This is a genomic window from Klebsiella sp. DY2415 (genome assembly GCF_026314315.1).
GTDB lineage: Bacteria > Pseudomonadota > Gammaproteobacteria > Enterobacterales > Enterobacteriaceae > Klebsiella > Klebsiella ornithinolytica.
Map to the genome: position 1 here is coordinate 3910057 of NZ_CP111115.1, position 11972 is coordinate 3922028.

Here is an 11972-nt window from a genome sequence, read left to right on the forward strand (position 1 = left end):
CCTTTAATAATCAATTATTTATTATCACAGATACGGAGACCAGGCAGGGAATTTTACCTGTCCATCAGTCGCCGGAAGACGCGCTTTGAAACGCCCATCTGTAGAAACCAGATTCAGCACGGATCCCATCCCCTGAGAAGAGCTGTAGATTACCATAGTGCCGTTAGGTGCCAGACTTGGCGTTTCATCCAGGAACGTTGACGACAGAACTTGTACGCCACCCGCTACCAGATCTTGTTTGGCAATGTGCTGCTGACCGTTGGCCGAGCTGACCATTACCATAAATTTACCGTCGCTGCTGACATCCGCATCCTGGTTCTGAGAACCTTCCCAGGAGATACGCTGCGGAGTACCGCCGCCGACGCTGACTTTATACACCTGCGGACGACCGGCCTGGTCGGAAGTAAAGGCCAGATTCTGACTATCCGGGAACCAGCTTGGTTCGGTGTTGTTGCTGCGACCATTGGTCACCTGGCGAATCTGACCCGAACCCAGATCCATCACATACAGGTTCAGGCTACCGGTTTTCGACAATGCGAATGCCAGTTTGCTGCCATCCGGCGAGAAGGCCGGAGCCCCGTTATGCTGCGGGAAGGAGGCTATCTGACGCACCGCGCCATTTGCCAGAGTCTGGACCACCAGCGCAGAACGACCGCTTTCGAAGGTCACATAAGCCAGTTTAGAACCATCCGGAGACCATGCCGGAGACATCAGCGGCTGCGGTGAACGGTGGACAACAAACTGGTTATAACCATCGTAGTCGGAGACGCGCAGCTCATACGGGAACTGGCCGCCGTTAGTCTGCACAACGTAGGCAATACGGGTACGGAAGGCGCCCTTAATAGAGGTCAGCTTCTCGAATACCGCATCGCTGGCGGTGTGAGCCGCATAGCGCAGGTACTGTTTAGTCACCTTATAAGAGTTCTGCGCCAGAATCGTCCCCGGAGCACCGCCGGTATCAACCAGCTGGTAAGCCACGTTGTACGATCCGTCAGGGTTCCCGGTCACCTGACCGACAACCACCGCATCAATACCCAGCGCAGACCATGCCGCAGGTTGAACCTCTTGTGCCGTCCCCGGTTGCTGAGGCAGACGCGAGCGATCCAGTGGGTTGAACTTACCGCTGTTACGCAGGTCAGCCGCAACGACACCGCCAATATCTTCAGGCGCGGCACCCGGCCCTGCCCACTGGAACGGTACAACACCGATCGGGCGCGCCGAGTCCACCCCCTGGGTGATCTCGATACGTACTTCTGCGTGCAGCACCGCCGCCCACAGCATTAAAAAACCAAACGCTACTCGTAATGCCTGCTTCATCATATCTCCCTTATCCGGACGGAAAGCCCACGATAATTTAGCAGAATGTTAACAAACTCAAATACACAAAACTACCAAAACCCGGCGTCAGCCCTGGATTGTGTTCCCCCGCTCGCGCCGGGAAGCACATCACTGCGGTTTGAAGTCCAGTGGTGCATTTTTGAACGTCTCATACACAGCCTGAGAAGGCGGTTTCGGGAACTTGCTCATCCGGCTGGTTGCCGCCAGCATCTGCTGACAGAAAGCAGGATCGCCTCCCTCCGACTTCACGCTCAATAACGTCCCGTCCTGAGCCAGGTTCACGCGTAACGTACATGTTTTACCTTTGTACGTGTCCCAGTCATAGAGATGCCCTTTAATCGCCGCCTGAACCTGCGAAATATAACTGGCAATCTCAGCCTGAGACGCGCCCCCCTGCCCCGGTTTACTTCCTTTAGCAGGAGATGAGCCTCCATTGCTACCGCTGGTGCTACCTTTAGGCGCATTCTTACCTGAACTCAGATCGCCGAGCAGGTCGTCTACGCCATCAGCATCTTTCGCTGCCGCGGCTTTTTTCGCTGCCGCGGCTTTCGCTGCGGCGGCCTTAGCTGCAGCAGCCTTGGCGGCTTTATCGGCTGCGGCTTTTTCCGCTGCTGCGGCTTTCGCTGCGGCAGCTTTTTCCGCTTTCTCCGCGGCGGCTTTCTCTGCTGCGGCGGCCTTTTCTGCTGCCGCTTTCTCAGAGGCGGCTTTTTGCGCCGCTGCTTTTTCTGCTGCTTTCTCAGCGGCTTTTTCCGCAGCAGCTTTCTCAGCCGCGGCCTGCTTAGCGGCTTCCTGCTGGGCTTTCTTCTCAGCCTGCTGCTGCGCTTTCTTCGCCGCATCGGCTTCGGCTTTCTTCTGGGCATCCGCCGCAGCTTTCGCCGCTTCGGCTTCTGCCTGTTTCTTCGCATCGGCTGCGGCTTTCGCTGCCGCAGCTTCCGCCGCTTTAGCCTGCGCGTCTGCCTTCGCTTTCGCGTCAGCAGCGGCTTTCGCTGCCGCTTCCTGTGCTTCTTTCGCCTGAGAATCCGCTTTGGCTTTCGCCGCTGCCGCCGCTTTCGCCGCCGCTTCTTCAGCCTGCTTCTGCTCTTCCTTCGCTTGCTTAGCCGCTTCCTGCGCCTGCAGACGATCCTGCTCAAGCTGCTTCAGACGCTCCTGCTCAGCGGCCTGCTTTTCACGCAGTTCTTCAGCCTGCTGCTGAGCCTGCTTTTCGCGCTGCTCGGCGGCACGGCGTGAGCTGGCCTGCTGCTGCTGCTGGCGGTTGTAATTATTCACCACCGCCCCAGGATCAACCATCACCGCATCAATGGAAGAACCTCCGCCGCCGCCGGCTGAGGCATCCAGATGCTCGTCGAACGAACTCCAGATCAGCAGCGCGATCAGAATGATGTGCAGCGCGACTGAAACTATGATCGCTCGTTTAAGCTTGTCGTTTTGTTCGGTTGCCTTTGACACTATCGGTTCCCAAAAACTGTTCGCCTGTCCCCGCTACTCTCGCCGGCCACGAGTCTGTTATTCTCGCAGCCAGCGGTCCGGCGGGCGCACATATCCGAAGCGATTAAATAGGCTTGGTCATTAAGCCAACCGATTTAACCCCTGCGCTATGCAACAGGTTAAGCGCTTTAATAATTTCATCGTAAGGTACGTCTTTCGCACCGCCGATCAGGAACACCGTTTTCTCGTTCGCTTCGAGTCGGCGTTTCGCTTCGGCAATAACCTGCTCTGGCGGCAGCTGCGACAGCGTTTCCGGACCCACTTTTACGCTGTACTGCCCGACGCCGGAAACTTCAACAATCACCGGCGGCTCATCATTACTTTTGACCGCTTGTGATTCCGTCGCATCCGGCAGGTCGACCTCTACGCTCTGCGTAATGATCGGCGCGGTCGCCATAAAGATCAGCAACAGCACCAACAAGACATCCAGCAGCGGAACGATGTTGATCTCGGACTTCAGTTCGCGACGTCCGCGTCCACGTGCTCTGGCCATGGCTTACCCCTTATTGCTTTCGCTGCTGGTAAACGCCTGACGGTGCAGAATCGCGGTGAACTCTTCCATAAAGTTGTCATAGTTCAGTTCAAGTTTGTTCACACGCTGGTTCAAACGGTTGTAGGCCATAACCGCCGGAATTGCCGCAAACAGACCGATTGCCGTGGCGATCAGCGCTTCTGCGATACCCGGTGCAACCATCTGCAGAGTCGCCTGTTTCACCGCACCAAGTGCGATAAAGGCATGCATGATCCCCCAGACGGTACCGAACAGGCCGATGTACGGGCTGATGGACCCCACGGTTCCGAGGAACGGAATGTGCGTCTCCAGCGTCTCGATCTCACGGTTCATCGAGATGCGCATGGCGCGCGACGCCCCTTCAACCACCGCTTCTGGCGCATGGCTGTTTGCGCGATGCAGACGAGCAAACTCTTTGAAACCGCTGTAGAAAATTTGTTCCGACCCCACCAGGTTATCGCGACGCCCCTGGCTCTCCTGATACAGGCGAGAAAGCTCAATACCCGACCAGAACTTGTCTTCAAAGGCTTCCGCCTCGCGGCTTGCCGTGTTGAGGATGCGCGTTCTCTGAATAATAATGGCCCAGGAAGCGATAGAAAAACCAATCAAAATCAACATGATAAGTTTAACCAGAAGGCTCGCCTTCAGGAACAAATCAAGGATATTCATGTCAGTCACTGCTTAAACTCCGCGACAATAGACTTGGGAAGCGCACGAGGCTTCATTAAGAGTGGATCAACGCACACAATGAGAACCTCAGCTTCGTTCAAAACTGTATTCTCTGCGTTGACGATTCGCTGCGTGAAAACCAAAGAGGTACCTCTCATCGAGGTGATTTCCGTCTGGATTTCGAGCATGTCGTCGAGTCTGGCGGGCGCAAAATATTCCAGCGTCATTTTGCGAACCACGAAGGCAACTCGTTCAGCCAGCAAAACCTGCTGACTGAAGTGATGGTGGCGCAGCATCTCTGTGCGTGCTCTTTCATAAAAAGCGACGTAACTGGCGTGGTAAACCACACCACCGGCATCGGTATCTTCATAGTAGACACGAACCGGCCATCGAAACAGCGTTGTATTCACTTTACATCCCGGTAATGCAAAAAAAGATTAGTGCTTTCAAACTTCGCTACTATACGCGCGGGGAACGTGGTTTGGAATGGGGGAAAGTAAACAGCGAGTAAATTTTTATGGGCTTATGCAAGCCCATGAGGTTAACAGAGTTCTCTTATTCTCTTCTCTTTCAAAAGAAGAAAAAAAACAGCCCCGTGATGAGTACAATATCAGCGATAAGTGGACAAAAAATCCCTTGCCAGTGAATGGCATGCGGACGGAAGCCCACGCCGTGGATAACCCCGGCGCACACGGCCCACATCAGCAGGAAGCCGTGCCAGATCTCCAGCTCACTGGTCTTTGCCGCAAAGCGCGACGGATCCCAGAAAATGCAGCCCGCCAGCAGCAGTGCCATCAATAGGGAAAGCGCCCTTAACGGGCGCTTATCCATTATCGCGTAAAGGGTCGCGATAATTTTACTCATCAGTGTTCTTCTTTACCTGCTTTGGTGCTTTCCACGTGCTCAAGCGCTAACGCGGTGATAACCCCAAAGGCACAGGCAAGAAGCGTTCCCAAAATCCATGCGAAATACCACATATCTAGCTCCTTACCTTAATACAACGAGTGGGTGTTCTTTTCGATGTCTTCGCGGGTAATGCGACCGAACATCTTCCAGTAACACCAGGTGGTGTAACCCAGAATAATCGGCACGAAGACAATCGCCACGTAGGTCATCAGGTTCAGCGTTCTTTGGCTGGAGGTTGAATCCCACATGGTCAGACTAACGTTCATCATCGTGCTGGACGGCATGATGAACGGGAACATCGCAATCCCGGCGGTCAGAATGATGCAGGCCAGCGTCAGAGAAGAGAAGATAAACGCCAGAGCGCCCTTCTCCATCCGCGAGGTCAGGATAGTCAGCAGCGGCAATACCACGCCCAGTGCCGGGATAGCCCACAGCGAAGGCATATTATTGAAGTTCACCAACCATGCACCAGCCTGACGAGTCACTTCTTTGGTCAGCGGGTTAGATGGCGCAGAGTGGTCGATAGCCGAGGTGACCACATAACCGTCGATCCCGTATACCACCCAGACACCGGCCAGCAGGAAGCAAACCAGCGTCACCAGTGCCGCAACCTGAGAGGTCGTGCGGGCACGCAGGTGCAACTCACCAACGGTACGCATCTGCAGGTAGGTAGCCCCCTGCGTCAGAATCATCGCCACGCTAACAATACCGGCCAGCAGACCAAACGGGTTGAGCAGCTGGAAGAAATTACCGGTGTAGTACAGGCGCATATATTCATCCATATGGAACGGTACGCCCTGCAGCAGGTTCCCGAACGCCACGCCAATCACCAGCGGCGGAACGAAGCTACCGATGAAGATGCCCCAGTCCCACATGTTGCGCCAGCGGGTATCTTCAATCTTCGAGCGGTAGTCAAAACCCACCGGACGGAAGAACAAAGCGGCCAGCACCAGAATCATCGCCACATAGAAGCCGGAGAACGCGGCGGCATAGACCGTCGGCCAGGCAGCAAACAGTGCGCCGCCGGCGGTGATCAGCCACACCTGGTTTCCGTCCCAGTGCGGAGCGATGGAGTTAATCATGATTCGACGCTCGGTGTCATTACGACCGAGGAAACGGGTGAGCATGCCCACCCCCATGTCGAAGCCATCGGTGACGGCGAAACCAATCAGCAGAACACCGATCAGTAGCCACCAGATAAAACGCAATACTTCATAATCGATCATTTGACGACTCCTGTCTTAGCGTGCCGGCTGAGTAGTCGTGGAAGACTGCTCGTAGTGGTAGCGACCGGTTTTCAGGCTGCTTGGTCCACGGCGTGCGAATTTGAACATCAGATACAGCTCCGCGACCAGGAACAGGGTGTACAGACCGCAAATCAGCAGCATCGAGAAGATCAGGTCACCGGCGGTCAGGGACGAGTTCGCTACCGCGGTAGGCAGTACCTCACCTATCGCCCACGGCTGACGACCATATTCCGCGACGAACCAACCGGACTCGATAGCGATCCACGGCAGAGGAATTGCGTACAGCGCAATGCGCAGCAGCCATTTCTTCTCGCCAATTTGGTTACGGATAACGGTCCAGAACGACGCCGCGATGATACCGAGCATCAGGATGCCGCAGGCCACCATAATACGGAACGCAAAGTACAGCGGCGCAACGCGAGGAATAGAGTCTTTCGTCGCCATAGCAATCTGCGCTTCCGTCGCGTCAGAGACGTTCGGGGTATAGCGTTTCAGCAGCAGACCGTAGCCCAAATCTTTCTTCACGCTGTTGAATTCATCGCGTACAGCCTGATCGGTTGAGCCTGCGCGTAGCTCTTCCAGCAGGGTGTAAGCTTTCATCCCGTTACGAATACGCGCTTCGTGCTGTGCCAGCAGGTCTTTCAGACCAATAACCGGCGTATCCACGGAACGAGTGGCAATAATGCCCAACGCATAAGGAATCTGGATTGCGAAGTGGTTGGTTTGCGCATCCTGGTCCGGAATACCAAACAGGGTAAAGGCAGCCGGAGCTGGCTGTGTTTCCCATTCGGCTTCGATGGCCGCAAGTTTAGTTTTCTGCACGTCACCCATTTCGTAACCGGATTCATCACCGAGCACGATAACGGAGAGAATCGCCGCCATACCGAAGCTGGCAGCAATGGCAAAGGAGCGTTTAGCGAAAGCGAAGTCGCGACCGCGCAGCATATAGTAGGAGCTGATACCCAGGACGAACATTGCGCCGCAGACGTAGCCGGATGCGACGGTATGGACAAATTTCACCTGCGCAACCGGGTTCAGAACCAGCTCGGAGAAACTGACCATCTCCATACGCATGGTTTCAAAGTTGAAATCCGAGGCGATCGGGTTTTGCATCCAGCCGTTCGCCACGAGGATCCACAATGCAGACAAGTTGGAACCCAGTGCCACCAGCCAGGTCACCGCCATGTGCTGAACTTTGCCCAGACGATCCCAACCGAAGAAGAACAGACCTACAAAGGTAGATTCGAGGAAGAAGGCCATCAGACCTTCAATGGCCAGAGGCGCACCGAAGATATCGCCCACGTAGTGAGAATAATAAGACCAGTTTGTCCCGAACTGGAACTCCATGGTCAACCCGGTTGCTACACCCAGCGCAAAGTTGATACCAAACAACTTGCCCCAGAACTTGGTCATATCTTTATAAATCTGTTTGCCGGAAAGGACGTAAACCGTTTCCATGATGGCCAGCAGGAACGCCATACCGAGCGTCAGTGGCACAAAAAGGAAGTGGTACATCGCGGTCAAGGCAAACTGTAAGCGCGACAGTTCGACTATATCTAACATCATGACTCCTTGCTCATCGCATGAAGACTCCGAGAATGAACCCTGCACACCGGGTTCATACGCATGCCCCAATACAAAATAACTTGCATCCCGCTTCGTTACCGTTTCGTCGCCAGATGAAACAGCTCCTCGCAAAGGTTACAAATACGTTAACGAAAAACCCAATTGATTCCCCAATATATTACGCCGCAATAACCTTACAATAAACAGGATTTTATTGAATCAGTTTTACATTTACGACGGTGATCAATATATAGCGAAAATGCCTGATTTAGGCCAATTTGATTGGCGACAATTTAACGTTTTTTTGTGGTTTTTTCCAAGCTTTAAGTATTGATATAAATCAATTTTTCCCGCTCATGTTAATTATGTATCCCAACAAAGAATAATGGTGAAGGTAATGTTAAATATATGTTTAAAGCATACCAATAATGGTTACTAAAAAGAGAGATATGAGAAGTATAGGTAATATGATTTAACTTTAAGTCGTATCGTATGAAAAAAAATAGCGATCTGATTAATGTTAGACGCTTCACAGTATTTTTTCCTGATAGACAGCATCAATTAAATCATCATTTTTATCTTTTCATTTTCAGGTAAGAAATAGCAGTGAGAATCATTCCCTCTTCTGCCGAAAAATAGCGGGTTATTATTTTAAAAAAAGGTGTTAAATCAATACAATAGAAGTGGTTTTTCCGGATAACTGCGATCTGCCACGGCAAAAGTGCGCCGCGGGGACCGTTGAAACTGCGGCAAAGAGAGGCATAAAAAAGGCCACCTGACGGTGGCCAACCATGTCGAAATCGGACATTTAACTGCTCAGCTTGAGCAGAGAGGGTTTACTTAATGATTGATTTCAGCGCTTCGCCGATATCCGCCAGGCTACGAACGGTCTTCACGCCCGCCGCTTCCAGCGCAGCAAATTTCTCATCAGCCGTGCCTTTACCGCCTGCGATAATGGCGCCCGCGTGGCCCATACGCTTGCCTTTCGGCGCGGTCACACCGGCGATGTAACCGACAACCGGCTTGGTGACGTGATCTTTGATGTAAGCAGCCGCTTCTTCTTCCGCGCTACCGCCGATCTCACCGATCATCACGATCGCTTCGGTCTGCGGGTCTTCCTGGAACAGCTTCAGGATATCGATGAAGTTAGAACCCGGGATCGGGTCGCCGCCGATACCAACGCAGGTAGACTGGCCGAAACCGTAATCGGTGGTCTGCTTAACCGCTTCATAGGTCAGCGTGCCGGAACGGGAAACGATCCCCACTTTACCCGGCTGATGAATGTGACCCGGCATGATGCCGATTTTGCATGCGCCTGGGGTGATAACGCCCGGGCAGTTAGGGCCGATCATGCGTACGCCGGCTTCATCCAGCTTCACTTTCACCGTCAGCATATCCAGCGTCGGGATACCTTCGGTGATGGTGATGATCAGCTTAATGCCCGCATCAATAGCTTCCAGAATGGAGTCTTTGCAGAACGGGGCCGGAACGTAGATAACGGTCGCGGTTGCGCCGGTTGCTTCAACGGCTTCGCGCACGGTGTTAAACACCGGCAGACCCAGGTGAGTGGTGCCGCCTTTGCCTGGCGTAACGCCGCCGACCATTTGAGTGCCGTAAGCAATGGCTTGTTCAGAGTGGAAAGTCCCCTGGCTACCGGTGAAGCCCTGGCAGATAACCTTGGTGTTTTTATCAATTAAAATGGACATTATTTCCCCTCCACTGCGGCAACAACCTGCTGTGCTGCGTCCGTCAGACTTTTCGCTGCAATAATATTCAGGCCGCTGTCAGCCAGTTTCTTCGCGCCCAGTTCGGCGTTGTTCCCTTCCAGACGTACGACAACCGGTACGTTTACGCCAACTTCTGCTACCGCGCCGATGATGCCGTCAGCGATCAGGTCGCAACGCACGATACCGCCGAAGATGTTAACCAATACGGCTTTAACATTGCTGTCGGAAAGAATGATTTTGAACGCTTCAGTCACGCGCTCTTTGGTTGCGCCGCCGCCAACGTCGAGGAAGTTAGCCGGTTCGCCGCCGTGCAGTTTAACGATGTCCATGGTGCCCATTGCCAGGCCCGCACCGTTAACCATACAACCGATGTTGCCGTCCAGCGCAACGTAGTTCAGTTCCCACTGTGCAGCCTGCGCTTCACGCGGGTCTTCCTGAGACTGGTCGCGCATTTCACGCAGATCCGGCTGGCGGAACAGCGCATTGCCATCGGCGCCCAGTTTGCCGTCGAGGCAGATCAGGTCGCCCTGCTTAGTGATAACCAGCGGGTTAATTTCGATCAGCGCCAGGTCGCGCTCCAGGAAGATAGTCGCCAGACCCATAAAGATTTTGGTGAACTGCTGAACCTGCTTACCTTCCAGACCCAGTTTGAACGCCAGCTCGCGTCCCTGGTAAGGCATCGGGCCTGCCAGCGGATCGATCGCAATTTTGTGGATCAGGTGCGGGGTTTCTTCCGCCACTTTTTCGATTTCCACGCCGCCTTCGGTGGAGGCCATGAACACTACGCGACGGGAGCTACGGTCAACAACCGCACCCAGATACAGCTCTTTGGCGATATCTGTCGCTGCTTCAACCAGAATCTGGTTAACCGGCTGGCCGTTGGCGTCTGTCTGGTAGGTCACAAGGCGTTTGCCCAGCCAGTGCTCAGCAAATGCGCGAATGTCTTCTTTACTGTTAACTACTTTCACACCGCCCGCTTTACCGCGGCCACCAGCGTGAACCTGACATTTCACTACCCACGGACCCGCGCCGATTTTTGATGCGGCTTCTTCTGCTTCGCGCGGAGTAGTACAGGCATAACCCACCGGCGCCGGTAAACCATAGCGGGCAAACAGTTGTTTTGCCTGATATTCATGTAAGTTCATGTGTTCAGTCCATCCTTCAGGGAATAATTATCTTTAAACCTGTAGGCCTGATAAGACGCGCTAGCGTCGCCATCAGGCATCTCATCAACGCCGGATGGCGGCGTAAACGCCTTATCCGGCCTACGGTAGGTAATACTCTTGCTGACTACACGTCCAGCAGCAGACGAGTCGGGTCTTCCAGCAGCTCTTTGATAGCAACCAGGAAGCCTACCGATTCACGTCCATCGATCAGACGGTGGTCGTAAGAGAGCGCCAGGTACATCATTGGCAGAATTTCTACCTTGCCATTGACCGCCATCGGGCGATCTTTAATGGCATGCATACCCAGAATGGCGCTCTGCGGTGGGTTGATGATTGGCGTGGACATCAGAGAGCCGAATACGCCGCCGTTGGTAATGGTGAAGTTACCGCCGGTCAGGTCATCTACGGTCAGCTTGCCGTCACGGCCTTTCACTGCCAGCTCTTTAATATTCTTTTCGATATCCGCCATGCCCAGCAGGTCAACATCACGCAGAACCGGAGTCACCAGACCGCGCGGCGTAGAGACCGCCATGCTGACGTCGAAGTAGTTGTGATACACCACATCATCGCCATCGATAGAGGCGTTCACTTCCGGATAGCGTTTCAGCGCTTCAACCACGGCTTTCACGTAGAAGGACATAAAGCCCAGACGGATACCGTGACGTTTTTCGAAGGCATCGCCGTACTGCTTACGCAGATCCATAATCGGCTTCATGTTGACTTCGTTGAAGGTCGTCAGCATGGCGGTGGAGTTCTTCGCTTCCAGCAGACGCTCGGCAACGCGTTTGCGCAGGCGGGTCATCGGAACGCGTTTTTCAGAACGGTGGCCCAGTTGCGCAACCGGTGCTGCCGCAGCGGCAGGCGCTTTGGCTTCGGTTTTAGCCGGTGCCGCCGCCAGATGTTTCTCAACATCTTCACGGGTCAGGCGGCCGCCGACGCCGGTGCCTTTAATGGCTGCGGCATCGAGGTTGTGTTCAGCCAGCAGACGGCGAATCGCCGGGCTGAGGGCATCATTGCTCTGCTCTTCCAGAGAGGCCTGCTGACGCTGAGCCGGGGTGGACTCTTTAGCGTCGGCTTTCGCCGCGGACTCTTTACCCGCGCTGTTGCCTTCACGCAGGCGACCGAGGATCTGGCGAGAAAGTACGGTTGCACCTTCGTCTTCCAGCACTGCATCCAGAATGCCGTCCGCTGAAGCCGGTACTTCCAGTACCACTTTGTCAGTTTCGATTTCCACCAGCACTTCATCACGCTGGACGCTATCGCCCGGTTTTTTATGCCAGGTCGCAACCGTCGCGTCAGCTACGGACTCAGGCAGATCGGGAACCAGAATATCTACGCTACTCATTATGTATCCTTT

General features: G+C 54.1%; 12 protein-coding genes. All 12 read right to left on the bottom strand.

Translation table 11 applies throughout. The features are described from left to right. Nucleotides 1-24: 24 nt before the first annotated feature. Entirely contained in the window at nt 25-1317 is a 1293-nt protein-coding gene (gene tolB, locus OQV00_RS18660) for a Tol-Pal system beta propeller repeat protein TolB (RefSeq protein ID WP_004859698.1), read from the bottom strand. Nucleotides 1318-1446: 129 nt separating this feature from the next. Continuing rightward, complete coding sequence (gene tolA, locus OQV00_RS18665; protein WP_044349716.1) at nt 1447-2784, bottom strand: cell envelope integrity protein TolA; 1338 nt, start codon at nt 2782-2784, stop codon at nt 1447-1449. Nucleotides 2785-2887: 103 nt separating this feature from the next. Then, on the bottom strand, nt 2888-3316 hold the full coding sequence (gene tolR, locus OQV00_RS18670) for a colicin uptake protein TolR (RefSeq protein ID WP_004859694.1): 429 nt from the start codon (nt 3314-3316) through the stop codon (nt 2888-2890). A gap of 3 nt (nt 3317-3319) precedes the next feature. After that, nucleotides 3320-4012 carry a Tol-Pal system protein TolQ gene (gene tolQ, locus OQV00_RS18675; RefSeq protein ID WP_004859692.1) on the bottom strand — a complete coding sequence of 231 codons (693 nt, stop codon included), beginning with the start codon at nt 4010-4012 and terminating at the stop codon, nt 3320-3322. Beyond that, on the bottom strand, nt 4009-4413 hold the full coding sequence (gene ybgC, locus OQV00_RS18680; protein WP_004859689.1) for a tol-pal system-associated acyl-CoA thioesterase: 405 nt from the start codon (nt 4411-4413) through the stop codon (nt 4009-4011). Before ybgC ends, tolQ begins: the two co-directional genes overlap by 4 nt. Nucleotides 4414-4573: 160 nt before the next feature. Next, on the bottom strand, nt 4574-4867 hold the full coding sequence (gene ybgE, locus OQV00_RS18685; protein WP_004859687.1) for a cyd operon protein YbgE: 294 nt from the start codon (nt 4865-4867) through the stop codon (nt 4574-4576). After that, nucleotides 4867-4980, bottom strand: a complete 114-nt coding sequence (cydX, locus tag OQV00_RS18690) for a cytochrome bd-I oxidase subunit CydX (protein WP_004859685.1) — start codon at nt 4978-4980, stop codon at nt 4867-4869. Before cydX ends, ybgE begins: the two co-directional genes overlap by 1 nt. A gap of 15 nt (nt 4981-4995) precedes the next feature. After that, a complete protein-coding gene (cydB, locus tag OQV00_RS18695; RefSeq protein WP_004859683.1) occupies nt 4996-6135 on the bottom strand; it encodes a cytochrome d ubiquinol oxidase subunit II in 1140 nt (379 codons plus the stop codon). Nucleotides 6136-6150: 15 nt separating this feature from the next. Beyond that, nucleotides 6151-7719 (bottom strand): cytochrome ubiquinol oxidase subunit I, encoded by a 1569-nt coding sequence (cydA, locus tag OQV00_RS18700; RefSeq protein ID WP_004859682.1) that lies wholly within the window; start codon nt 7717-7719, stop codon nt 6151-6153. Between the two features lie 839 nt (nt 7720-8558). Further along, a complete protein-coding gene (gene sucD / locus OQV00_RS18705; RefSeq protein ID WP_004859678.1) occupies nt 8559-9428 on the bottom strand; it encodes a succinate--CoA ligase subunit alpha in 870 nt (289 codons plus the stop codon). Continuing rightward, entirely contained in the window at nt 9428-10594 is a 1167-nt protein-coding gene (gene sucC, locus OQV00_RS18710) for an ADP-forming succinate--CoA ligase subunit beta (protein WP_004859677.1), read from the bottom strand. The genes sucD and sucC overlap by 1 nt, the downstream gene beginning before the upstream one ends. A 145-nt stretch (nt 10595-10739) precedes the next feature. After that, nucleotides 10740-11960 (bottom strand): 2-oxoglutarate dehydrogenase complex dihydrolipoyllysine-residue succinyltransferase, encoded by a 1221-nt coding sequence (gene odhB / locus OQV00_RS18715; protein WP_004859675.1) that lies wholly within the window; start codon nt 11958-11960, stop codon nt 10740-10742. Nucleotides 11961-11972: the final 12 nt, after the last annotated feature.